This is a genomic window from Fodinibius sp. AD559 (assembly GCF_052712805.1).
The window spans coordinates 295,027-318,002 of sequence record NZ_JBQPVW010000001.1 but is presented as its reverse complement, the minus strand read 5'-3'; the positions used below and the strand labels follow the sequence as shown (position 1 = coordinate 318,002).

23 protein-coding genes and 1 tRNA gene are annotated in these 22,976 nt (G+C 42.8%); 8 read left to right on the top strand and 16 right to left on the bottom strand.

All coding sequences use genetic code 11. The features are described from left to right. Positions 1-87 precede the first annotated feature (87 nt). The gene (locus ACQ4LT_RS01500) at positions 88-1,857 is read left to right on the top strand and encodes a T9SS type A sorting domain-containing protein (protein ID WP_445664232.1); all 1,770 of its coding nucleotides are present in this window, start codon (positions 88-90) and stop codon (positions 1,855-1,857) included. Between the two features lie 61 nt (positions 1,858-1,918). Here the strand turns inward: ACQ4LT_RS01500 and fahA are convergent, their stop codons facing one another. The 6 genes from fahA to ACQ4LT_RS01470 form a co-directional block, all read right to left on the bottom strand. Continuing rightward, a complete protein-coding gene (fahA, locus tag ACQ4LT_RS01495; protein ID WP_445664231.1) occupies positions 1,919-3,208 on the bottom strand; it encodes a fumarylacetoacetase in 1,290 nt (429 codons plus the stop codon). A 47-nt stretch (positions 3,209-3,255) separates the two neighbouring features. Continuing rightward, on the bottom strand, positions 3,256-4,236 hold the full coding sequence (locus ACQ4LT_RS01490) for a hypothetical protein (protein WP_445664230.1): 981 nt from the start codon (positions 4,234-4,236) through the stop codon (positions 3,256-3,258). A gap of 52 nt (positions 4,237-4,288) precedes the next feature. After that, the gene (hemW, locus tag ACQ4LT_RS01485) at positions 4,289-5,413 is read right to left on the bottom strand and encodes a radical SAM family heme chaperone HemW (RefSeq protein ID WP_445664229.1); all 1,125 of its coding nucleotides are present in this window, start codon (positions 5,411-5,413) and stop codon (positions 4,289-4,291) included. 74 nt (positions 5,414-5,487) lie between these two features. Further along, the gene (locus tag ACQ4LT_RS01480; RefSeq protein WP_445664228.1) at positions 5,488-6,036 is read right to left on the bottom strand and encodes a gamma carbonic anhydrase family protein; all 549 of its coding nucleotides are present in this window, start codon (positions 6,034-6,036) and stop codon (positions 5,488-5,490) included. Positions 6,037-6,056: 20 nt separating this feature from the next. Further along, complete coding sequence (locus ACQ4LT_RS01475; protein ID WP_445664227.1) at positions 6,057-6,638, bottom strand: DsbA family protein; 582 nt, start codon at positions 6,636-6,638, stop codon at positions 6,057-6,059. A 74-nt stretch (positions 6,639-6,712) separates the two neighbouring features. Then, complete coding sequence (locus ACQ4LT_RS01470; RefSeq protein WP_445664226.1) at positions 6,713-8,371, bottom strand: M20/M25/M40 family metallo-hydrolase; 1,659 nt, start codon at positions 8,369-8,371, stop codon at positions 6,713-6,715. A 406-nt stretch (positions 8,372-8,777) separates the two neighbouring features. Between ACQ4LT_RS01470 and ACQ4LT_RS01465 the strand changes: the two genes are divergently transcribed. From ACQ4LT_RS01465 to ACQ4LT_RS01455, 3 genes are read left to right on the top strand one after another with little or no spacing between them, the layout of a single operon-like run. Further along, positions 8,778-9,587 (top strand): SDR family oxidoreductase, encoded by an 810-nt coding sequence (locus tag ACQ4LT_RS01465; protein WP_445664225.1) that lies wholly within the window; start codon positions 8,778-8,780, stop codon positions 9,585-9,587. Positions 9,588-9,604: 17 nt separating this feature from the next. Further along, entirely contained in the window at positions 9,605-10,972 is a 1,368-nt protein-coding gene (locus ACQ4LT_RS01460) for an aldehyde dehydrogenase (RefSeq protein ID WP_445664224.1), read from the top strand. Further along, positions 10,969-11,964 (top strand): YhdH/YhfP family quinone oxidoreductase, encoded by a 996-nt coding sequence (locus ACQ4LT_RS01455; RefSeq protein ID WP_445664223.1) that lies wholly within the window; start codon positions 10,969-10,971, stop codon positions 11,962-11,964. The genes ACQ4LT_RS01460 and ACQ4LT_RS01455 overlap by 4 nt, the downstream gene beginning before the upstream one ends. Here the strand turns inward: ACQ4LT_RS01455 and ACQ4LT_RS01450 are convergent. The 8 genes from ACQ4LT_RS01450 to recJ form a co-directional block, all read right to left on the bottom strand. Next, positions 11,961-12,383, bottom strand: coding sequence for a response regulator (locus ACQ4LT_RS01450; RefSeq protein ID WP_445664222.1), 423 nt, complete (start codon positions 12,381-12,383; stop codon positions 11,961-11,963). The genes ACQ4LT_RS01455 and ACQ4LT_RS01450 overlap by 4 nt on opposite strands. Before the next feature lie 301 nt (positions 12,384-12,684). Then, positions 12,685-12,948 (bottom strand): type I restriction endonuclease, encoded by a 264-nt coding sequence (locus ACQ4LT_RS01445; protein WP_445664221.1) that lies wholly within the window; start codon positions 12,946-12,948, stop codon positions 12,685-12,687. A gap of 178 nt (positions 12,949-13,126) precedes the next feature. Next, positions 13,127-13,480: a hypothetical protein gene (locus tag ACQ4LT_RS01440; protein WP_445664220.1), complete on the bottom strand. Its 354-nt coding sequence runs from the start codon at positions 13,478-13,480 to the stop codon at positions 13,127-13,129. Beyond that, entirely contained in the window at positions 13,477-13,614 is a 138-nt protein-coding gene (locus tag ACQ4LT_RS01435) for a hypothetical protein (protein ID WP_445664219.1), read from the bottom strand. Before ACQ4LT_RS01435 ends, ACQ4LT_RS01440 begins: the two co-directional genes overlap by 4 nt. Before the next feature lie 245 nt (positions 13,615-13,859). Continuing rightward, entirely contained in the window at positions 13,860-14,051 is a 192-nt protein-coding gene (locus ACQ4LT_RS01430; protein ID WP_445664218.1) for a histone H1, read from the bottom strand. 180 nt (positions 14,052-14,231) lie between these two features. Further along, positions 14,232-14,402, bottom strand: a complete 171-nt coding sequence (locus tag ACQ4LT_RS01425; RefSeq protein WP_445664217.1) for a hypothetical protein — start codon at positions 14,400-14,402, stop codon at positions 14,232-14,234. A 281-nt stretch (positions 14,403-14,683) separates the two neighbouring features. Next, positions 14,684-14,756, bottom strand: a tRNA-Phe gene (locus ACQ4LT_RS01420). A 77-nt stretch (positions 14,757-14,833) separates the two neighbouring features. Then, positions 14,834-16,543, bottom strand: coding sequence for a single-stranded-DNA-specific exonuclease RecJ (gene recJ, locus ACQ4LT_RS01415; protein ID WP_445664216.1), 1,710 nt, complete (start codon positions 16,541-16,543; stop codon positions 14,834-14,836). A 398-nt stretch (positions 16,544-16,941) separates the two neighbouring features. Here recJ and ACQ4LT_RS01410 point away from each other — a divergent pair, with 398 nt between their 5' ends. From ACQ4LT_RS01410 to ACQ4LT_RS01395, 4 genes are all read left to right on the top strand, one after another. After that, positions 16,942-18,114, top strand: coding sequence for a Glu/Leu/Phe/Val dehydrogenase dimerization domain-containing protein (locus ACQ4LT_RS01410; protein ID WP_445664215.1), 1,173 nt, complete (start codon positions 16,942-16,944; stop codon positions 18,112-18,114). Between the two features lie 95 nt (positions 18,115-18,209). After that, a complete protein-coding gene (hslO, locus tag ACQ4LT_RS01405; RefSeq protein WP_445664214.1) occupies positions 18,210-19,115 on the top strand; it encodes an Hsp33 family molecular chaperone HslO in 906 nt (301 codons plus the stop codon). Positions 19,116-19,134: 19 nt separating this feature from the next. Further along, on the top strand, positions 19,135-20,409 hold the full coding sequence (locus ACQ4LT_RS01400) for an NAD(P)/FAD-dependent oxidoreductase (RefSeq protein ID WP_445664213.1): 1,275 nt from the start codon (positions 19,135-19,137) through the stop codon (positions 20,407-20,409). Between the two features lie 116 nt (positions 20,410-20,525). Continuing rightward, positions 20,526-21,662: a DmpA family aminopeptidase gene (locus ACQ4LT_RS01395; RefSeq protein ID WP_445664212.1), complete on the top strand. Its 1,137-nt coding sequence runs from the start codon at positions 20,526-20,528 to the stop codon at positions 21,660-21,662. 61 nt (positions 21,663-21,723) lie between these two features. Here the strand turns inward: ACQ4LT_RS01395 and ACQ4LT_RS01390 are convergent, their stop codons facing one another. After that, on the bottom strand, positions 21,724-22,185 hold the full coding sequence (locus tag ACQ4LT_RS01390; RefSeq protein ID WP_445664211.1) for a HesB/IscA family protein: 462 nt from the start codon (positions 22,183-22,185) through the stop codon (positions 21,724-21,726). A gap of 18 nt (positions 22,186-22,203) precedes the next feature. Next, positions 22,204-22,887 (bottom strand): AlbA family DNA-binding domain-containing protein, encoded by a 684-nt coding sequence (locus tag ACQ4LT_RS01385; protein WP_445664210.1) that lies wholly within the window; start codon positions 22,885-22,887, stop codon positions 22,204-22,206. Between the last annotated feature and the right edge of the window lie 89 nt (positions 22,888-22,976).

Genomic DNA, 22,976 nt, shown 5'->3' with positions numbered 1-22,976 from the left:
CTAAGTGATGAACAATTTGCAGATGCCAAAAATAAGGGTAATTTTCCAAGAAATGAACCTCATTTGCTTATAAATATTAATTCGTCGATGAAGCTTATATTCCGCCCATTTTTTCTTTGTATCATTGTCTTCCTTGTATCGGTCGGGACCGCTCAATCACAAGATCGGGTGCAAGGCAAAACTGATCTGCACCAAAAAATTGAACGTGCTTATCTACAGGGTGACTTATCCCTCGATCAGAAAGTTCTTTACAAATTCTTTCCCACTGAGGCTAAAGGCAAACTGCCTGATGCTGAAAACGTAAATTACGATCAGCCCCTCAAATGTGGAACACCGGCCACATCCGATTTTCATCGCCATAAATCAGAGCTTTCTTCGTCAACCGTTAATCAAATAGAATCACTTCTCAGTAATCCTACATTACAAGCTTCCGAAACCTATCAATCGCCGGACGGGTATTTTACCATTCACTACGAAACATCCGGCCCTCATGCTGTTCCATCCGAAGATTCTGACAACGACGGCGTTCCTGATTACGTGGAAGGAGTGGCCACTGCCGCCGACTCATCCTATCGTCACGAAGTTCAACGATTGAACTACACAGATCCAGTAGTCGATAACTCTGACCCATATCCGATTTTTATTGAAAACACTAACCCGTATTATGGCTTTACAGATATAGGTTCTCGACGAAATTTAAACAGTGATACCTTTATAGCAATACACAACGATTTTGAAAACTTCCCGCCCAATGATGATCCCGAGGGTGATCAAATTGGAGCAATAAAAGTAACAGTTGCCCACGAGTTTAAGCATGCCGTCCAATACGAAGCCAACGATTGGCAAGGCGAAACGGAGAGTTGGCTTGAAATGGATGCCACCCTCATGGAAGAAGTGGTCTATGACAATGTGAACGACTATTACAACTACATAATATGGGAAAGTTCAATATTTAATAGTCCCAGTGGTGGATTTTACCCCGGTTCATACGAACATATTACCTGGGCCCTTTTCTTCGAAGAAAAATACGGTTCTCAATTCTGGGTAGACGTATGGAAAGTCATTAAAGACAACCCCTTTATTACAATGGTAGATGCTATGACTCAACAGCTTGGGGGGGCAAAATCTTTTGATGAGAACTATATTGAATCACAGCTTTGGCACTATGCCTCTGGCGACAATTCAGCTCAGGGCTTTGGCTTTGAAGAAAGGCAACACTATCCCACTCCTCCAACCTCTACCAGTGGTAATATTTTCACCCAAGACTTTTCTATTCCGCGTGAACCATCTTCACTTTCACTCCCGGGGGCATTTGCCGCAAACTATTTTGAGGTCCCTCTTCAAAGCGATCTTGCTGGGAACATCAGTCTGGAAACAACATCTAACGTTCAAAATAGCGGTGTCGGCTTAATCGCTTACTTCAATAACGGAACGGCGGCTCCACTGCTTTATCCCCTTGCCGACCAACAAGCTTCTGTTAAAACCACTTCTTTTAGCTGGCAAAATATCAGCAAACTTGGACTTGTGTTAACAAATTCATCAACATCATCGAGTGACGAGAATACTATCTATTTAGCTCTGGGTGGCAACAACTTTGAAAATATGTTAAGTCACAACTATCCAAATCCATTTAAACAGAGCACTAAAATCCGGTTTACACTCGATAAAAAAACGGACGTACAGCTTAAGGTTTATAACACATCTGGACGCCTTATAAAAACGCTGATTAATGAAGAGTTGACTGCGGGATTATATGAGCCCACTTTTGATGGCAGTAATCTTGCATCAGGAGTGTACATTTACCAACTTATCACTAACCAGCAGCAAATAGTCAAAAAGATGACGCTCATTAAGTGAGTAATGAAAAGCAAGAAGTCAGATGAATTCTTAGATCTTCTTGCTTCTTACTTTTGCCCTATTATAACTCTTTAGCCGGCAGAATTTTTCCCTTCACTTCACCGAATCCAATTCTATACTCGTCAGTATCAGCATAGCCGGTCATGGTCACCTCATCGCCATCTTCTAAGAAAGTTCGTGTTTCACCATTTGGCAATTCGATGGGGTCTGTTCCCTTCCAGCTCAACTCCAGCATACTTCCATACGAAGATTTTTCTTCTCCACTGATGGTTCCCGAAGCATATAAGTCGCCGGGACGCACGTTACAACCGCTGATGGTATGATGGGCCAACTGCTGTGCGATATTCCAGTACAAGTTCTGTGCGTTAGAAACACATATTTTATGCGGCTGATCCATTCCCTCACTCTGTAAAAAAACATCCAGATTAATATCAAATGTCCACTTCCCCTCAGATTTCAAATACGGTAGCGGCTCGGGATCTTGCTGCGGCCCTTCCATACGAAATGGCTCAAGCGCATCCAGCGTCACAATCCACGGTGAAACTGAAGTCGCCCAGTTCTTTGCCAAAAACGGTCCCAGCGGCTGGTACTCCCACTTTTGGATATCGCGTGCACTCCAATCATTTACCAGCATGAGTCCAAAAATATGATCTTCGGCATCTTTTACCGAAATAGGACTGCCGAGTTCATTTCCGGGTCCGGTAAGAAATCCCATCTCAAGCTCAAAATCACACAGCTTACATGCACTAAAAATGGGCGTATCATCACTGTCAGGCGGCAAAATCTGTCCCTTTGGACGATGCAGCTCCGTTCCGCTTATGACCACCGAACTCGCTCGACCGTGATACCCCACCGGAAGATGTTTCCAGTTGGGTTTCAGCGCATTTTCGGGATCGCGAAACATGCTGCCCACATTCGTGGCGTGCTGCTCGGAGGAATAAAAATCGGTATAATCCCCAATATCCACAGGCAGTAGCATCTCGACCTCATTCATGGGTGTGAGCACTCTTTCCTGGAGTGGTTGGTTATCACGGAGCGCCGGTTCATCGGCACTCAACAACGTACTGATATACGACCGTGCCTCAGCCCAAGCCGGTCGACCAAGTTCCATAAAACTATTCAGTGTCCGCTCACGAAATACCGGCTTTCCATCCAGCTCCGGACCATCAAAAACACCGGCAGCGTCAAGTTCTGCAAGATTTACGACATAGTCGCCGATGGCGGTACAAATAAATACTTCGCCATCATCTTTTGACCGGGCGACTCCATAGGGTAAATTTTGGATGGGAAAGTGCGAATCAGAATCTACCTCGATAAACGATTCTAAATTGGGATCATTTGTTGGATGCATACTAATAATTAGGAATTAAGAATTGGGAATTGGTTAATTTAAACAAATTATAACAGCTCAAGCTTTTGTAAGTCCTCACGTGGTTCGTCAAAACTACAGCTGCCAAACGAAATAAGTGCTACTTCGCGCAGTTCTTCAATATCTTCTGTTGATACCTCATATTCTTTCCATCGGAAACCAGCATCAGTAAAGGAAAAGTGTTCGGAATCTTCTTCTTTTACAACTTCGGCCATCTGATCGGTCGAAAAATCATGAGCATATCCCAACATTGCTCCACCGAATACATTAATAAATCCGTGCATTTTCGTTTTTACCGAATGATCGTAGTGGCGAATGGGATGATGCAATCCTGCCGTACATTTTAACGCCAAATTCTCCTTGCGAACCTTATGCAATGTAAAGGCAACCTGCTCTATCGACGGGAACATTGAAGCCTCTACTCCACCGCATCGCAATTTAAAACCCGCTTTAATTTCACCATCCGATACAGGACTCTCATTATAACGGTTCATGGATTCCAGAATTGATCCAATCTCCTTTTCCCAGTTTTTATCAAAGATCCCCTCAAAGAAAATATCGTTCGGGAATTCAGATGCATCTCCAAATTGCCGACCCGTCTCTTCATAAATATCAGCAAGGAGGTCAGCATCATTGGCAAAGACAGCTTCTCGCGGGAGCTTAATTTCTAACACATCCGTTTGAACATGGCTTCCATGATCTTTCTGAAACTGTCTCAAAGCCACTGCAATATCCTGAAGATGTTCTCTATAATCCGAAATGGTTTCAGTTCTCTTTCCAAGAATCGAAAATCTAAAAGGGTTCCCTTCAGCAAAAAGGGTCTCGGTATATGGCTTTAGCTCTGTCAGTCGACCCACGGGAATAATATATCTCGAGAGCATCCAAGCATCTTCATCTTCCCGATAGTTACTATACCTTTGGAGAGACGTATCAAGCGAAAGGTCGGCCGGCGGAAATAGCCCGGCATAATCAATAATCTCCCGCATAAATGCTTTAAAACTTGCTTTCATCAGCCTGTTATTCGATTGGTAATCATTTGTTCACTTGTTATAGATAAGCAATCTAATGCAACGTTACTAAATCCAAAATTATCGCATCAGCAATTTTTATTCCTCCGTCAGTTAAAGTAATTCTATCATCAACTTTAACCTTATCCTCCTGTTCACGGTTTTGGAGATATTCCAGCTGCCGATCATTTAACGTATAACCATATTGCTCAGAAAGTTCTGCTACTCTCACTCCCTTTCTCGTGCGCAGCCCCATCATTAATCGTTCCTCCGCTAACTGTTTCAGCGACAATTTTTCTTTTTCCGGATGATCTTCGCTACGCAAATATTTTCGCAGATCCTGCTCATTTTCCCAACGTTTGGCACTATCATCCCACCAAAACGAATGGGCTCCCGGTCCTAACCCTAAATAGTTTTCGTGTTCCCAGTAATTGCTATTATGGATCGCCTCCTTCCCCGGCAAACTGTAGTTACTTACTTCATAACGCTCTATTCCGTGACTACTAAACAGTTTGTTAATAGTATCAAAGTGTTTAGCAACCTTGTCATCTTCAGGGGGAGCAATACGTCCAAGCTCAACCTGTTTGCCTAAACGTGTTTTAGGTTCTATTGTGAGAGAGTAGGCAGAGATATGCGGGGGATCAAACTCAAGAAGTTTTTTTACATCGCTTTTGAGTTGCTCCACAGACTGTCCGGGATTACCATAAATAAGGTCGACGGTAAACGAGTTAAAATTGGATGCACCAAGTAGTTCCAAGCACCGCAGCGCTTCCTCCCTGGAATGGGCACGATGCATAAACTCCAGCAACTCCGGCTCAAAACTTTGCACACCCATACTCGCTCGATTTATGCCCATCGATTTTAAATCCGCCAGAAATTGGGCCGACACATCATCGGGATTCATCTCCAGCGTAATTTCGCGCTCATCGATATCAAAAACATCATACAGCGTATCTATGATCTCCTCTAACTGTGCCGGTTCCAACAGCGAAGGGGTTCCTCCCCCAAAATAGATCGTCTCCACCGTTTCTTCGGTGAATTTTGAATCACGATAGCTTTTTATATCCTGAACCAACCGCTGCACAAAATGCTCCCGCTCCGATGTTCGCGTCACAAAATAGAAATCACAGTACGAGCAAGCCTGCTTACAAAAGGGGATATGAAGATAAATTCCGGACAAGGTAATTGGAAATTAGGAATTAAGAATTAAAAATTAGTAGTAAGCAGAACCATCCCTAATTGCTCATTCCTAATTTAATCTTTAGCCTCATAAAACGGATTCGATTCATACGTATCTTTCTGCATGTAAGCACGGGCATAGTTTACGTAATTATCGGAGTGTTCTTCAATAGATTTAATCTCATCGTCCGTCAATTCACGCTTCTTTTCAACAGGCGTTCCCATATACATATAACCTGATTCCAACCGTTTACCCGGCGGAACCAGACTCCCCGCTGCAATAATTACGTCGGATTCAATGATTGCTTCATCAAGCACGGTCGCGTGAATTCCAATAAGTGCCCTATCGTAGATAGTACAGCCGTGAATCATTGCATTATGGCCAATGGTAACGTCATCACCAATTTCGGTAGGCCCCGTCTGATTCATTACATGGATACAAACATTGTCCTGAATGTTTGACCGTTCCCCAATCTCAATCCAATTGACATCGCCGCGGATGGTAACATTGAACCAGATACTGCTCTCTTCCCCTATCGAAACATCGCCAATAATATCAGCGCTGGGAGCCACAAATACTGAATCGGGATAATCGGGCTTTTTATCAATAAATTCATAAATCATAGTATCAGCATTTTAACTTTTCACTCACTAATATACTGTTGCACCAGCTGATCGAACTCCTGAAAATTGCGCGGAAGCGGATCAACTTTATCACCCTCAATAAAGAAGGTGGGCGTCGCATTGACTCCCGCATTACGGCCTTCTTGTCGCTGCTCCATCACAATTTTTTGGGTCTCGGAAGCATTGAGATCATTCTTAAACTGATCAATATCTAATTCCAGCTCCTCGGCATAGTTCACAAAAATAGAAGTGGGACTTCCCGAACCAGACCACCGCTTCTGATTTTCAAAAAGCATGTTGTGCATCTGCTGGAACTTGCCCTGATTTTTAGCCGCTTGTGCCGCCCGCGCCGCCAGTGCCGCATACTGATGTGAATTCAGCGGAAAGTACTTCATCTCAAACTTAATCTGATCACCATATGTATCTTTCAGCTTTTCAACGATTGGATGAAAATAGGCACAAGCCGGGCATTGATAATCACTGTACTCGACAATAGTTATCGGCTGATCACTCGAATTTTCTTGTGCAGTTGTCTGATTCCATGTTCCCATCCCAAAAATTAATCCGGCAATTAGAACACAGGTAATAGCTACTTTCTTCATTTGATTAGGGGTATACATTAAAAATTAATTTCTACACTAAATATTATTGTGAGACAAACGACAAACTATCGGCTTTAATTGGATGATGCATCTTCAATCATATCCAGCCGAGTTTTCTTGAACTCGTTGCCCTTGCGCCAGGTCTGCATTTCATCAGTATTGGCAATGCGATAACCCGCATCAAAAAACAGGCGTACATCAGCTTTCATTCCTGAAAGATCCCAATGCTTATTTATCTCATCGTTTACGTTATGGTAATTGGCATCCTGTAGGCTGTCAACCATTGCAGCATATCCTTCCGGCTTATCAACAAATTCGTTTCCCGCATTGGGAAATATAGCCGGTATTCCTTTTTTGGCAAGTGAAAAGTGATCTGAACGATAAAAATATCCGCGGTCGGGATGGGGATCAGGCTTCACAACTCTTCCCCGCTCTTCGGCGACCCTTTCAATTACATCACTTACACTATTTCGATCGTATCCAATCAACACTAAATCTTTTGTCTTACCGTAGACATTCATCCCGTCCAGGTTAATATTTGCTGTAACTTTTCCGGGATGTACTGTAGGATTTTCGGCCCAGTACTGTGAACCAAGTAGTCCTACTTCCTCAGCTCCCACAAACAAAAAGAGTATACTACGTTTTAGCTGCGGCTGAATTTCTTTATAAGCTCTGGCCATATTCAAAACTGCACTTACCCCCGCCGCATTATCAAGGGCTCCATTGTTAATTGAGTCACCCTCTACCGGACTTGTTACTCCAAGATGATCATGGTGGGCAGTAAATACCAAGTATTCATCTTTCAATCGATCACTGCTGCCTTCGATAACACCAAGCACATTTTTGGCATCCTGCTGACGATACTGTGCTTCCAGATCCAAACTTAGTGATAACCCCTCCATCGGCACCGGTTCAAAATCCCGGTCTTCGGCTGCTTCAAGCTGATCCTCAAGGTTCAATCCGGCGCTTTCAAATAAATTGGTACTGGCCTCCTTTGTCAGCCACCCATTAAATTTAGTAGGAGAATTCTCCATAGCCTCATTATTGCGGAGATAAAACCGCTCACGACTCCAGCTATTGGCAACTACATCCCAGCCGTATCCGGCTGATGGAGTAGTATGAACAATCAACACTCCGGCTGCTCCCAACTCTCTGGCCTTCTCATATTTATAATCATAACGACCATAATACAGTCGCGTTTCTCCCCCAAACAAATCAGGATTGTCACTGGGATCATTATTTTTTACAACCAGTATTTTACCTTCTACGTCAGTATCTTTAAAGTCATCCCAATTTTCCTCCGGAGCCTGAATTCCATATCCCACATAAACAAGGTCGGCCTCATCGATAGACACTTCTTTTTCCAGGTTAGAAGGCCATGCCATAAAATCGGAATAGTAATCAAACTGATGTACCACATTTCCGTTTTTACGAATCTCCACCTGGGTATCCTGACCAGTCTTTTGACCCACAAGCGGAACATCCTGAATAAATCCGCCATCTTCTGCTCCGCCTTGCAAACCGTACTCTTCTAATTGACTAACCAAATAGTCAACTGTTTTCAACTCACCAATTGTTCCTGTTGCCCGCCCTATAAACTTATCCGAAGAAAGTTTCGTGATTGGCTTCATCAAACTTTTCTCCGTAATAGTTTCACCCACCTGATCCACAGGCGAATTCATACATCCAACAAAAGCTCCTAAAAGCAACGCTGTTATTAATAATTTCTTCATTTTTTACCAGTTTGATTAAAATATGACTCCAAAATTCTTTAGTTAGAAAGTAATATTTTTTTTCATCATTGCTAAGCTGTAATCAGCTGCTTTTATCTAAAAACTTTGATTCGATCAGATATCCTACAAGCAATAAAACCGAACCAAATCCCATAAACAACAGAATATTCCAGATGGTTTGCTGCTGCTTCTGTTTTGATGATCTTTTGCCTTGTCCCCTTTGTTTTAGCTCATGCTCCAATTCCCTCACCCGGCTTTCTAACCGCTCAATCCGAATTTTGCAACTTGTCGTACGTTTGGTCAGGCATAAGTGTCTTAATTCAATAGATTAGTTTGCAAGCGAAAATATTTTTATATCCTTCTCATACATTTATAACTATACTTCTATCGATAACGCAATTTGTCTATGAGTACTTTTAAAAACAAACACATTTTAATAACGGGCGGAGCCGGCGGGATTGGTTTTCTCATGGGTAAAGAATCCTTGGAGCATAACGCGAAGAAACTGATTATCTGGGATATTGACGAAGGTAACATTTCTAAGAGTCTGCACTCACTTTCTGATTATTCCGACCGCGTGTTTACTCATAAAGTAGACATTTCTGATCCTGATCAAGTTTATCAAACAGCCGAACAGGTTTTAGCCGAACACCATCATATCGACATATTGATTAACAATGCCGGTACGGTAGTAGGCGGCGATTTTAGTGATCACCCTCGCAGTGACATCGAACGCCTTATCCGAATTAACCTCCTGGGCACTATGCATACTACGCGATCTTTTTTGGATACGATAATTAGTCGAGAGCAAGGGCACATTGTCAATATAGCTTCCGCAGCCGGACGCATGGCCAATCCCAAAATGTCGGTATACACCGGCAGTAAATGGGGCGTTATCGGATGGTCGGAATCGCTGCGATTAGAGCTCGAATCACATCCCAATATTAATGTTACTACCGTAGAACCCAGCTATATAAATACCGGACTTTTTAAAGGCGTGAGCCCGCCCTTACTTACTCCATTATTAGATGCAGAAGACATTGCAAAAAAAATCATCTCCGCTATACAGAAAGATAAAATTCATCTTCGGGAACCCTTTATGGTAAAAATTCTTCCCTTTTTAAAAGGAATACTGCCTACCAGAGTTTTTGATTTTGTAGCCGGACGCCTATTCCAGGTTTATCACTCCATGGATACATTTAAAGGACGAACATAAATATCGTATTGCCCAAAATGGAACCAGTAGTCAAAAAGCAACAGCAATTTTTCAATACAGGAAAAACACTTGATATCTCTTTCCGTAAGAAACAGCTACGGAAATTGAAAAACATCTTAAAAGACAATGAGGCTAAAATTTATGAAGCACTGGATAAGGACTTCCGAAAACCAATGTTTGAATCTTATGCAACTGAACTTCTCGTCCTTTATCAAGAAATTGATCATCTTCTTACGAATATCGATCGCTGGGCAAAGACCAAAAAGGTTAAAAGTTCTATAATTAACTTTCCCTCAAAAAGCTATATTAAGCCCCAGCCCTATGGTGTTGTACTTGTCATTGCTCCATGGAATTATCCGGTTCAGCTAGCACTTAACCCCGCTTTAGGTGCTATTGCAGCCGGGAACACTGTCATCCTCAAACCCTCCGAGCACGCACCACATACATCCGGACTTCTTGCAAAATTGATCAACAACAACTTTGATCCCGGTTTTTTACGTGTGGTAGAGGGAGATGCAGAAACAACACAATCGCTCCTTTCTGAGCCGTTGGGCTACATCTTTTTTACCGGGAGTACGCACGTGGGTAAAATCATTATGCAATCAGCTGCCAATCAGCTTACACCGCTGACCCTTGAACTAGGAGGGAAATCACCTGCTATCATTGATCAATCTGCTAATTTAACTTTGGCAGCAAAACGGATTGCCTGGGGCAAATTTATCAATGCCGGTCAAACCTGTGTAAGTCCCGACTATGTGTATGTTCATACCTCTGTGCATACGCAACTCTGCCGTCTCATTCAGCAAGAAATTCGCTCTTTTTATGGCGATGATCCCAGCCAGAGTGATGATTATGCACGAATCATCAATGACAAGCATTTTAATCGGCTTACTAATATCATTGAACCCGAGAATGTTTTTCACGGCGGCAATACCGATCCCAATACCCGGTATATTGAACCTACGATTATGACCCAGGTTACCTGGGATGACGCTGTCATGCAGGAAGAAATATTTGGACCAATTCTTCCCATATTGTCTTTTGATGATTTGGATAAAATCATTGCAACCCTGCAAAACAAATCGAAACCACTGGCCCTTTACCTTTTCTCAACTAATAACAAAAATCAGAAAAAAGTTACGCGCAACCTTCAATTTGGCGGAGGATGTATAAATGACACTGTTGCCCACCTTGGAAATATCGAGCTTCCATTTGGTGGAATTGGCAATAGTGGCTTTGGCACATATCATGGTAAAACAAGTTTTAATACCTTTACCCATCCTAAAAGCATCATGAAGAAAAGTAACTGGCTGGATATTTCATTGCGATATCCTCCTTATGATGGAAAACTAAAGTGGCTAAAAAAGCTTACTAAATTCTTATGAGTACTTTCAAAGCGCTGGTCGTTGAAGAACAATCTGATGGATCTTTTGTACGCTCGATCAAGCAATGGCCTATTGACAAACTACCTGACCACGAAGTATTAGTTGAAGTCCAATATTCATCCCTAAATTACAAGGATGCCCTTTCTGCAACCGGCAATAAGGGAGTCACTAAAAACTATCCTCATATCCCGGGAATTGATGCCGCGGGTATTGTCGCAGAAAGCAGCAACCCTGAGTTTTCATCCGGCGACAAAGTCATTGTAACCAGTTACGATCTGGGACAAAATACTTCGGGTGGCTTCGGCCGGTATATTAGGGTACCCGCAGATTGGATTGTCCCTCTTCCAAAAAAAATATCGCTACGGGAAAGTATGATCATCGGTACCGCCGGATTTACTGCTGCTATTGGCGTACATCATCTACAACATAACAATGTGAAACCGGATAGCGGTAATATTTTAGTGACCGGCGCCACCGGAGGCGTAGGCATTATGGCTGTTTCCATCCTGTCTAAACTGCGATATAACGTAACGGCTGCAACAGGAAAAATAGATCAAAAAAACTTTCTTCTAAATGTAGGTGCCACAAAAGTCATCCATCGGGATGAAGTACAAGATGAATCCTCACGTCCACTGTTGAGCAGCAAGTGGGCCGGAGCTATCGATACCGTGGGTGGCATTATGTTAGACACCACGCTACGTCAAACACAACATAACGGCACCGTGGCCTGCTGCGGAAACGTATTAGGACACGAACTTCATACCAACGTCTATCCCTTTATTTTAAGAGGTGTTCATTTGGCTGGAATGGACAGCGGAAATTGCGAAATGAAATTGCGAAAAAAATTGTGGCAGAAATTAGCCTCAGAATGGAAGCCAGAAAACGTAGAGCAATTAAGCAGAGAATGCTCTTTAGAAGAATTGGATAATGAAATCGATCGGATTTTAAACGGACAACAAGTGGGCAGAGTCCTCGTTAACCTATCTGATTAAGCAGATTTCAATACCTGGCCATCACTATCAGGCTTTTCTTTGCCGCCATTCATTGCTGAGTAGAGGGGCTCTTTCAAATCACCGGCGGTAACGGGCTTTGTCAAGAAATCGGTAAACCCTGTTTTCTTTGCTCGTTCCAACGAATAGCGATCTCCGCTTCCGGATAAATAGATGACTGATACATCCGACTTTTCACGAATAGCTTCCATCGCTTCAATGCCATCCATATCCCCTTTCAGAGAAATATCCATCACAATAATATCGGGATTAAGCTCTTCTTCCTTTTCAATTGCATCAGCTCCTTTTGTAACTTTTCCAATCACTTCAAAACCCAGACGTTTGATAAGCCGCTCTTCTACCATTGAAAGCAGCATATCATCCTCCACAATAAGTACTCTACCCTTTTGACCGTCCTTCATACCAATCTCCGATTTCTCCTTAGAGCTTAAAATACTCTAACCAACATTAAATTTCTTTAATGAATTTAATTAATTTTTTTTAATGTTCCAAGTAATATAATTCAAACTTATTTGATGAATTTCCCTTTAGTCGCAATTCGCTCTACCAAGTAGATCTGCCCTTCAAAATTAGGCGGGATAAAAAAAGCCCTGCCACTCAATGACCTGTAGGGTTTGGAATCATCGAGCCGTTCTCATCGCGGTACTCCACGTCTACCCCACCATCACGTATCAGGTCGTAAATCTACTTGTTGGCGTGGACTCAATGAGTAGAGGAGCGGTCGCAGCACAACTGTCTAATAGCCTTTTCGATCTGTTCTTCGGGCACGTCGGGATTAAACTCTTCCCGCTTGCTCCGGAGCCTGGACCTCAGCACTACTTCGTCACGTGTTTCCCGCCCGAGCGTGCCTTTATCTTCATCAGTAGCTAATACTTCCTCAAAGGCATTGATCGTCTCCCATCCCAACTGATCAAAAAGATCAATGGCTGGCTGCTCTACTTGGATATCTTCGGAGTATTTGCTCATTTAATAAAATTCGAATTTCTTTCTGTCAGGACGCGATTAATCGCGTCCGCACGAAAATTCAACAATTTCTTTATGATTCTGCCATATATTCCACAGCCCGCTCATGAATTTCATTGCTGTTTGGATTTTCCCGATCTATCTGCCAACGCAATGGATTATTGGTAATATAGGATACGGTTCAATGATTGGTCATTTCGAATGAAATGACCATAAAATCGTGATTAGCATGCAAAATATCCATGCCCATTGCGATTGCACCATCGGGTGATGGCCGATTTATAAGATCTGATAATAGTGGAGAGGAGCCTGAATCAGGGGATATATTCGACATTTCATCCTGTGGCAGATTCTCATTTTGCACGGACGTTGCATGCAACATCCCAGCAGATCCATTTTTTGATGATTCTATCCCCACAATCCCATGGATATGATTGGGCATTACCACAAATTCATCCAATACCACATCGGATTGATGATTAGGAATCTGCCACCAATAATGCCAGGCAATGCACCCCGGCACCGACAGGCTCATAATCCCATCCCTGATCCCCCAAAATGATGCTGCTGATCTTTGGTGCAGATGGTAATGAAATACAGCCCGGGATTCCGATAATCCCAGCCCTTCAGCCGGATCGATTTTCTATTGGGCAAATTTCTTCGCGGCATTTCTTCTTTCTTGATTGCATCTCAATTTCTATTCATCTCAATATGTACGTCCCGACAGAGTGATCGTATTTGTTCAACTCATTCTACATCTTCTGGGGAGGAATCGGACTCAATAATATTTCGAATATTATTTTGTTTAGACATAAGGCTTCATTTTCGTTTGACGGCAGTTCACTTTAAAAACTAATGAAAAAGGGATACGGAAGAATCCGCATCCCTTTCCAAATTCTTACTCGATCTTCTCCCTAAATTTCTTTGGCTTCGTCTACAGAAGCTTTCTTGTAGGGAGTCAACAACTTTTTCAAGTTATTGGCAGCTTTTCTGGCTCTACGACCAGCAGCTTTATTATCCTTTTGATCGAAGTCTTCGTGGTTTTCTTCTAACTTTTCCCACTCTTCTTTCATTTGATTGAAGAGACTAACTGTGCTTTTATCCATAGTTATGTTTTGTTTATTTGATTTTTAGTGACGTCACGTTAATCGTGATTCTGTTTGAACCAACAATACACTCATAAAACCGACTCAGGAATTTTTCTTTCCATGGAAGAGTAATCAACATCGTCCTTATTCCCAAGTTGATGCAATTCGTCTTTTAAATTTTGGGTCCTGCCATAATTCTTAACGAGCTGTCATCAGTTCGTGCAATGGCTTAAAGCAGTTCCAGGTGTAGCGCAGAAAGATGAATCCCAGTACGGGGGGGTATTCAAATGAGCTGAGCGTTGAGTTGGCACGCAGGTTATCGGCCGCCTGCCAGAGCCGTTTTTCTAATTCCTTGAGGTTGGTTGACATGTGATCCCGTAGTTCTCTTGGTTAGATTTGAATGGATAATTAAAGAGGTGTTATATACGGAAAAGAGACGAGAGATAGCAAGCTTCTTTAATCCTGCTTAATTGAAAGATCGCACAGATTTATCAGAATTGGGAAAAAATTTGAGGAAAGAGTGTCCCAAGTGGGTGAATTTTGACTAAATAAGAGACATGAAAAACCAATACTATCTATATATTTGTTTTAGCATTGTTTTAGTATAAAATACTAAAGCCCTGCAACTCAAGGAGTTACAGGGCTTTGCGTGGGACCGGGCGGAATCGAACCGCCGACACCGCGATTTTCAGTCGCGTGCTCTACCTACTGAGCTACAGTCCCAACTCGAATAAGAGTTGCCAAATATAAAATCTTTTAAACTTTATACAAAGAGGATCTCCGAGATTTTCTAACCAATATTACTCTACTTCTACATCCCGTAAACGTATCTGCAATGTACGGCGGCCATTCCATTCATTTTCCTCCAGCGAATAAGCAATATTTAGCTGATTGTCATCACCGTTTCGGATCACAGGGAGATACTCGTGCATGTTAAATCCGATTACATCAAAAGCACCGGAACCATTTTGCTTAACCTTCATCTTGAGATGTCCTTTGCCCACAATTGTGGGTACCCCCACCACTTCAACATCACGGCTGACAAAAATGGGGCGGAGATTCCCAGGGCCAAAGGGTTCGAACTGGCTCAATAGCTTCCAAAAGCGCATATTTACGTTGCTGAGATCAAGTTCACAATCGATTTTTAATTCGGACTTAAAGTCTTCATTAGACAATCGTTCTGCGGCAATATCATTGATGCGTTGCCGAAACTCCTCCAGATTTTCTTTGGCAATCGTCAATCCCGCAGCATATTCATGTCCCCCAAACTGCTCGAGCAAATCCTCACATTCCTTAAACGCCTCGTAAATATTAAACCCATCAATACTTCGTGCCGAACCCTTAATTTTTCCATCTACTGTACTCAGCATTACGGCGGGACGGCCATACGTATCTACCAACCGAGAAGCCACAATTCCGATCACCCCAAGGTGCCAGTCGGGCTGGTGCAAAACCATTGATGAAATTTTATCCAGGTTATAATTTTTATCAACCATGGCCTTGGCCTCCTCCATAGTTTCTGAATCTTTATCGCGCCGCGCTACATTAATACTTTCCAGCTCATGAGCCCTGGATTTCGCTTCGGCCGGCGTGTCAGAAATAAGAAGCTGCACAGCTTTTGTCGCATCTCCCATGCGTCCGGCAGCATTAATTCGCGGACCAATAGAAAATACAATATTAGACGTTGTTATTGCCCCGATACTTAAGTTTATAAGATCCAATAATGCCTTAATACCTATCCGGGGCTCCGTGTTAATGCGCTTAAGTCCTTCACGCATTAAGATTCGATTTTCATCCTCAATTGGCACAATATCCGAGGCAATAGAAATAGCCACCAAATCCAATAATTTAAAGGCGATGCGGTCTGCCAACCCAAGTTTTTTTATCGTACCCTGAATTAGCTTAAAACCTACCCCCGCCCCCGAAAGCTCTTTAAAGGGATAGTTACAGTCGCTGCGCTTAGGATCGAGCACAGCCACCGCATCAGGTATGGTATCACCTACATTATGATGATCACAAATAATAACATCAATGCCTTGTTCTTTGGCCTGTTCCGTTTCTTCTACGGCCGTAATCCCACAATCCACTGAAACAATTAGATCAGTATTGGTATCAATTGCATGTTGTATTCCCTCCTGATTGATACCATATCCCTCTTTAAACCGATGAGGAATATAGAAATCCACATCAACCCCAAATTCCTTAAGGAAGATATATAAGATGGCCGCAGAAGTAGTCCCGTCCACATCGTAATCCCCATAAATAAGGATTCGCTCTCCATTACGGATTGCTTCTGCCAATCGTGTAGTCCCTTTATCCATATCCTTCATTAAAAAAGGATCATGGAGCTGACTCAGATCGGAACGAAAAAAAGCTTCAGCTTTATCATAAGTATCAACACCTCGCAGTACAAGGAGGCGGGCTATTTTGGGGGGAACTCCCAGCTGATCTTGTAAATCGGATACAGCTTCTTCGTTCTCTGGCGTAGTAAAGACCCAGCGAAAAGACATAGTTATCTGTTTTTTTCTTTTTTGTCATAAATAGCATACCGGCGATCAAACCGAATAGCCATACTGCCCTGCCATAAATATGAACACATAGCAGGAATCCTCAATGAGATTATTAATTAAAATACAATATCCGCAGTAAAATTCATCATCAAAACTAAGCACATTACAACTTAACTTTAATCATCGGATACGATAATCAGTTTCAAAATACTACTAAATTTGCGCCATTTTTTTTACCTTTCCATACTTTGTTTATAACTGACCATTCAGATATAACATTGCAAATACAACCAGCACAACCTTGTAATATTTTTTGGGATAAAAGAATTTTATGCTGATGAATCATTAAGAAGTAACAATTTTATCGAACGTGTCAATGTGATTTAAACCATATAACCATGGAATCAACTACTTTAGAAAAAGAAACAGCTGCCGACCTAAGTGAAGACTTTCCACTGTTCGACAAGCTGAAAAATTACGAACATGAACAAGTTGTTGTTTGCTCGGAACCCTCGATGGGGCTTAAGGCAATTATCGCTGTTCATGATACAACATTGGGACCTGCCCTGGGCGGCGTTCGTATGTGGCCCTATAATAATGAGCAGGAAGCTATTCGCGATGTTCTTCGTCTTTCTCGCGGGATGACCTACAAAGCAGCCATTTCCGGACTTAATCTCGGCGGCGGAAAAGCTGTTATTATTGGTGATCCGCGCAAAGAAAAAGATGAGGCTCTATTTCGTGCTTTTGGTCGGTATGTTGACAGCCTCGGCGGTCGATACATCACTGCCGAAGATGTGGGTACTGATGTCCAAGCAATGGAATGGGTTCGCATGGAAACCAAGTATGTAACCGGTTTACCAAAAGCAATCGGCGGCAGTGGCGACCCATCTCCGGTTACCGCTTATGGCGTATATAAAGGGATGAAAGCCTGTGCCCAAAAAGCATACGGTTCTGATTCACTGGAAGGAAAACGCATTTCAATTCAGGGAGCCGGACACGTTAGCTCGTACCTTGCTGAATTCCTGGAAAAAGAAGGGGCCGAACTATTTATCAGTGATATTTATGAGGACAAAGTAAATGCTCTTGCCGATAAAGTTGGTGCCAAAGTTGTAGATCCCGACGACATTTATGGACTGGACGTCGATATTTTTAGCCCCTGTGCCCTCGGCGGAATTATTAATGATGATACCATGGATCAATTCAATTGCGACATCATAGCCGGTGCCGCAAATAACGTACTCGACGAGGAAGAGAAACATGGCCAAATGTTGTTAGATAAAGGCATTATATATGCACCCGACTATGTTATTAATGCTGGCGGACTTATCAACGTTGCCAGTGAGCTGGAAGGCTACAATGAAGACCGCGCCCATGACCAAGCCGACAAAATCTATAATACCATCTTGGATATCCTCAACTATTCGGAAGAAAATAATACCCCGACCTTTACCGCTTCAAATATTCTTGCCGAAAAGAGAATGAGCGATGTCGGCGAAATCCATCAGATTTACACCTCACAAAGTAGCTTTACCGGGCATATCGGTGATCTTTATAAACACGCAAATCTGTAAATGGAATTCTAATTTCATATATACGGCGGCTCAACAAAATGTTCGGGCCGCCTTTTTTGTTGAGCGTTTGGAAATGTAGAAGAAAGTGACTGTTTATGATATCAAAAGAAGATTTTTTACAAAAAGATCGTCTAATAAAAGGAATTGCAAAAGATGGAACCCTTAAAATATCTGTTGTTAAAACTACCGATGTAGTTAAAACAGCCCGTAAAAAGCACGGCTTATCACTATTAAATACCGTACTTTTAGGGCGTGCCCTTACCGGTACTATGCTCATGGCATCAGAACTTAAGGGCGAAGAACGACTTAAAATGCGTGTTGAGGGACAAGGGCCTGTAGGACTGCTTGTTTCCGAAGCCAATCGCGTAGGCGAAATCCGTGGTTACGTTCAAAACCCCAAAGCAGGTCTCAATTATAATGGTGGAGATACCGACATCAGTGATGGCTTGGGGATAGGGATTATGACAATTAGCAAGACGCTCTACAACGAGGCAGAACCCCGAAACAGCAGTATTGAACTCATCAACGGCAATATTACGGATGATCTGGCCTACTACATGGTACAGTCGGAACAAATACCCTCGGCCATTTTGCTGAACGTGGGAATTGACGAGAATGGCGAAATTACTGAAGCAGGCGGATTGATGATCCAGCGCATGCCGGATGCTCCGGAGGGAGTCATCGATCAGCTACAGCAAAAAATGTTACAATTTGATTCTATCAGCCAGATGCTTACCGATGACCTCTATATTGATGACATCATGGAAAAGGCAATGGATCCCATCGAAGTAAAAGAGCTTGATCGCCAGCCGGTCGACTTTTTCTGCCGCTGTACACGAAAACGCTTTAAGAATGCCCTCGCTATGCTTGGCTACCAAGACCTGAAAGAAATTAGCGACGAAGGACAAGAGCTCGTATGCCATTTTTGTAACGAGCACTATAATATCAAAAAAGATGAAATTGAAGAATTATTGAGAGAGACCAAGGCAAAAATGAACTGAGAAGATATCAGAGGTATGGATGTCAGATCGTAAACATGTTGTAATTGTCGGTGGTGGATTTGGCGGTATTTCCGTTGCAAAAAAACTTAAAAAAGCTGATGTCGATATTACCATTATCGATAAAAATAACCACCACCTGTTCCAGCCGCTGCTTTATCAGGTTGCTACAGCCGCTCTTTCACCGGGAGATATTGCTGTTCCCATACGAGCTATTTTGGGACAACGCAAAGGATTAAAAGTACTGCTTGGCAAAGTTACCGGCGTTAATCAAAAAGAAAAGTTTGTCTCTTTAGAAAGTGATCAAAAGGTCGATTTTGATTACTTGGTATTGTCTCCCGGAGCACAATACGATTACTTCGGCAATGATAACTGGAAGCGACATGCTCCCGGACTTAAATCAGTAGGTGATGCCCTGCAAATTCGTGAGCGCATTTTGCTCTCTCTCGAAAAGGCCGAACAGCTGGAAGATCCCAAACTGCGCGAACCTTATCTGACTTTCGTAGTTATTGGCGGTGGGCCTACCGGCGTCGAAATGGCCGGCGCTATTGGTGAAATTGCCAAGCGCAACATGATGCGCGACTATAATACCTTCAGCAAAAATGAGACTCGCATTTTTCTGGTCGAAGCGGCGCCCAAAATTTTAAATGGTTATCCCGATTCGCTATCCGAACGTGCCCGTGAAACGCTGGAGGATATGGGCGTACGCGTTTTATTAAATACCCCGGTTACTGATATCAGCCATCAGAAAGTTTCGTTTTCAGAGGGAGCCATCGATACCCCAAATATTATCTGGGCAGCCGGGGTTGCGGCATCACCCTTGCTATCATCCCTTGAAACTGGGCAAGATCGCACCGGACGCGTATTTGTCAATAATGATCTTTCCATTCCCGATCATCCAAATATTTTTGTGATTGGCGATGCCGCCCATAAAAAAGATGAAGATGGGAATCCGTTACCCGCCCTGGCTCCTGTTGCCATCCAACAGGGTGAATTTCTCGGCACATTGATCCGAAGTGAGATCAACAAAAAAGAACGAGAATCTTTCAGCTATGTTGACAAAGGCACCATGGCAACAATCGGGCGTGCCAAAGCTGTTGCCGATATTCGGGGATTTAAATTCAGCGGCTTTTTTGCCTGGATATTGTGGTCGGTCGTGCACATTTTCTTTTTGATTGGCTTCCGTAATCGCTTTCGCGTTTTTGTTGAGTGGATGTGGCACTATTTTACCTTTAAGCGTGGCGTTCGTCTTATTACCGATCGCTTTAGTGAAAATGAGGACAGGAATAACTCATAGAAAAAGCCTTATCCAAAAGTTCGAAATTTGTTAGGACTCCTTAGTTAATTGACCGTTGCAACTCCCCTCTCGTATCTCCAATTTAAGTACAACCAAAAACAAATTGTTTTACCCTTATGAAATTTCTGAACCTGCTCTTTTTACTCTTTATTTTAGTTCCACTCAATATTTTAGCTCAAGATCAAAACCTTAGGGATTTTGGTATTGAAATTGGAGTTTTACAACCGGGCGAACAAAATGCGATCACTGATGTACGAGGGGTAAAAGTAGGACATCAAACAATCGTTGAAGGTGACAGTATCCGTACCGGGGTGACAGCCATTCTGCCTCACGACGGAAACATTTTTCAGCAGAAAGTGCCGGCTGCTGTCTACGTCGGGAACGGATTCGGAAAGCTTGCCGGCTCGACCCAAATTGAGGAACTCGGTAACCTGGAAACACCTATAATTTTAACTAATACACTAAGTGTTCCAACGGCCGCCGATGCACTCATCGACTATACATTTAGTTTTTCAGAAAACGACAATGTCCATTCCGTAAATCCTGTTGTCGGAGAAACCAATGACGGCTATCTAAATGATATCCGCGGACGACATGTATCCAAACAGGATGTACTCACTGCAATTGAAAATGCAAAATCTAAAAAGATTGAGCAAGGCAGCGTAGGAGCAGGGACCGGAACCATTGCATTCGGATTTAAAGGCGGAATCGGCACGTCTTCCCGACAGCTCCCGAACAATCTGGGAGGATACTCGGTGGGTGTTTTAGTACAATCCAATTTTGGAGGTGTGCTGCAAATTGCGGGCGTTCCCGTTGGAAAAGAACTCAACAAATACTATCTGAGCGACGAGCTGAATGAAACCCCCGACGGCTCCTGCATGATTGTAGTCGCCACCGACGCTCCGCTTGATGCGCGCAATTTAAAACGTCTGGCCAAACGTGCGATGCTGGGATTAGGGAAAACGGGCGGTATTGTATCTAACGGAAGCGGGGATTATGTAATCGCCTTTTCAACAACAGAATCAGTACGTATCCCCTATACTTCAGATCAAGAACTTAGAAAGCAAAATGTTCTTCGCAATAGTGCAATGTCACCGCTTTTTATGGCGGTCAATGAAGCTACCGATGAAGCCATTATTAATTCCCTTTTCCATGCAGAAACAATGACAGGCAGAGATGGACATACTATTGAAGAACTCCCGGTAAATAAAGTGTTAAAAATTATGGAAAAGTATGAGAGAAAGGGGAAATAGATCCTGAATTAAGTTCAGGATGACACAGAAATTATCTCGGAACGCCTGAACAATTCAAAAATCAGGTCGCAAACGAACTACCACACCCACAGGTTTCGCTCGCATTTGGATTATCAAAGGTAAAGCCCCGGGCATCTAAGCCATCGGGATAGTCTACAGAAATTCCCTTCAGGTACATCATGTGCTTGGGATCAACGATAATCTTAATACCCTGACTCATGATTACTTCATCCTCTTCAGATTCATAATCGAAACCAAGCTTGTAGCTCAAGCCCGAACAACCACCGCCTTCTACGGCAACGCGCAAACAGAGATCCTCATCCAGACCTTCATCTTCCCGAATACGACGTATTTGGTCAGCTGCACGTTCTGTAAGCTGGACAGCAGGTCCACTGAACTCTACCTCAGCTGACGCCTGCATTTCTTCCAATGGAGAGCCATCCCGCTCTGTATTCTCATCTCCATCATCATCAACGAGATCAGCAATGACACTATCTAAATTATCTTCCGGCTCTGCAGGCATTGTAGTAATACTTAAAAATTAACGTTCATTTTTCTGCGAATATGTAAAATAATCTGTGTTATCCTTCCGGGTCAAGTTTAATATTTCGGCTGCTACCAAGTTCACCAAGGTTGCCGAAGCTTTATCCCGAGGAATATCCACGATTTGCGCAAATTTCTTAACGGTTATTTCGCCATATTCATTCAAGTATCGAAATAATTTTTGTTCATCCGGACCATATTCAAAAGTTACTCCTTCATCCGAATTTCGTTTCTTAATAATCTCAATAAGTTCTTTGCTGGCTACCTTATTCTGATCGTTCTCACGCATAAACACCATCTGTTCATCATCCCCCTTCACATACACGGGTTTTTCAATCACTTCAGGTACTTTTATCACCAGAAGATCGCGATCTCCAAAGTGCACGATCTCAATCTTGATATCCACCGCAGGTTCACAGAACTTTTTTGCAGCCTTATCAAGCAAAAACTCTTCTTCCTGGTATCCCATTACTCCTACGAGCGACTTATCATCATCCACACCAATAAGCAGAGTCCCCCCTTTGGTGTTGGCAAAAGCGGCAATTTCTCGTGCAATTTTATAGGCTGATGGGATGGTGCGCTTAAATTCCAGGTACATTCCTTCACCTGTCTGAGCCAGATTCTTCACATCCAGGTAATCCATCTCAGAAAGCGAGGCCGCACTGTGATTTTGAGAATACATAGCCACTCGATCTTTTTTAGTACAAACGAAGATAAGAACAAAATATTAAGTTCAAATGAACTTCCCGAACTTAAGGTATTCTATCCTTT

What these genes read in the sequence shown, in the direction of transcription:
- ACQ4LT_RS01500 (WP_445664232.1), top strand. Translation starts at nt 88, where the DNA reads ATGAAGCTTATATTCCGCCCATTTTTTCTTTGTATCATTGTCTTCCTT.
- fahA (WP_445664231.1), bottom strand. Translation starts at nt 3,208, where the DNA reads ATGCATCCAACAAATGATCCCAATTTAGAATCGTTTATCGAGGTAGAT.
- ACQ4LT_RS01490 (WP_445664230.1), bottom strand. Translation starts at nt 4,236, where the DNA reads ATGAAAGCAAGTTTTAAAGCATTTATGCGGGAGATTATTGATTATGCC.
- ACQ4LT_RS01480 (WP_445664228.1), bottom strand. Translation starts at nt 6,036, where the DNA reads ATGATTTATGAATTTATTGATAAAAAGCCCGATTATCCCGATTCAGTA.
- ACQ4LT_RS01475 (WP_445664227.1), bottom strand. Translation starts at nt 6,638, where the DNA reads ATGAAGAAAGTAGCTATTACCTGTGTTCTAATTGCCGGATTAATTTTT.
- ACQ4LT_RS01470 (WP_445664226.1), bottom strand. Translation starts at nt 8,371, where the DNA reads ATGAAGAAATTATTAATAACAGCGTTGCTTTTAGGAGCTTTTGTTGGA.
- ACQ4LT_RS01465 (WP_445664225.1), top strand. Translation starts at nt 8,778, where the DNA reads ATGAGTACTTTTAAAAACAAACACATTTTAATAACGGGCGGAGCCGGC.
- ACQ4LT_RS01460 (WP_445664224.1), top strand. Translation starts at nt 9,605, where the DNA reads ATGGAACCAGTAGTCAAAAAGCAACAGCAATTTTTCAATACAGGAAAA.
- ACQ4LT_RS01455 (WP_445664223.1), top strand. Translation starts at nt 10,969, where the DNA reads ATGAGTACTTTCAAAGCGCTGGTCGTTGAAGAACAATCTGATGGATCT.
- ACQ4LT_RS01450 (WP_445664222.1), bottom strand. Translation starts at nt 12,383, where the DNA reads ATGAAGGACGGTCAAAAGGGTAGAGTACTTATTGTGGAGGATGATATG.
- ACQ4LT_RS01445 (WP_445664221.1), bottom strand. Translation starts at nt 12,948, where the DNA reads ATGAGCAAATACTCCGAAGATATCCAAGTAGAGCAGCCAGCCATTGAT.
- ACQ4LT_RS01440 (WP_445664220.1), bottom strand. Translation starts at nt 13,480, where the DNA reads ATGAGCCTGTCGGTGCCGGGGTGCATTGCCTGGCATTATTGGTGGCAG.
- ACQ4LT_RS01435 (WP_445664219.1), bottom strand. Translation starts at nt 13,614, where the DNA reads ATGCCGCGAAGAAATTTGCCCAATAGAAAATCGATCCGGCTGAAGGGC.
- ACQ4LT_RS01430 (WP_445664218.1), bottom strand. Translation starts at nt 14,051, where the DNA reads ATGGATAAAAGCACAGTTAGTCTCTTCAATCAAATGAAAGAAGAGTGG.
- ACQ4LT_RS01425 (WP_445664217.1), bottom strand. Translation starts at nt 14,402, where the DNA reads ATGTCAACCAACCTCAAGGAATTAGAAAAACGGCTCTGGCAGGCGGCC.
- recJ (WP_445664216.1), bottom strand. Translation starts at nt 16,543, where the DNA reads ATGTCTTTTCGCTGGGTCTTTACTACGCCAGAGAACGAAGAAGCTGTA.
- ACQ4LT_RS01410 (WP_445664215.1), top strand. Translation starts at nt 16,942, where the DNA reads ATGGAATCAACTACTTTAGAAAAAGAAACAGCTGCCGACCTAAGTGAA.
- hslO (WP_445664214.1), top strand. Translation starts at nt 18,210, where the DNA reads ATGATATCAAAAGAAGATTTTTTACAAAAAGATCGTCTAATAAAAGGA.
- ACQ4LT_RS01400 (WP_445664213.1), top strand. Translation starts at nt 19,135, where the DNA reads ATGTCAGATCGTAAACATGTTGTAATTGTCGGTGGTGGATTTGGCGGT.
- ACQ4LT_RS01395 (WP_445664212.1), top strand. Translation starts at nt 20,526, where the DNA reads ATGAAATTTCTGAACCTGCTCTTTTTACTCTTTATTTTAGTTCCACTC.
- ACQ4LT_RS01390 (WP_445664211.1), bottom strand. Translation starts at nt 22,185, where the DNA reads ATGCCTGCAGAGCCGGAAGATAATTTAGATAGTGTCATTGCTGATCTC.
- ACQ4LT_RS01385 (WP_445664210.1), bottom strand. Translation starts at nt 22,887, where the DNA reads ATGTATTCTCAAAATCACAGTGCGGCCTCGCTTTCTGAGATGGATTAC.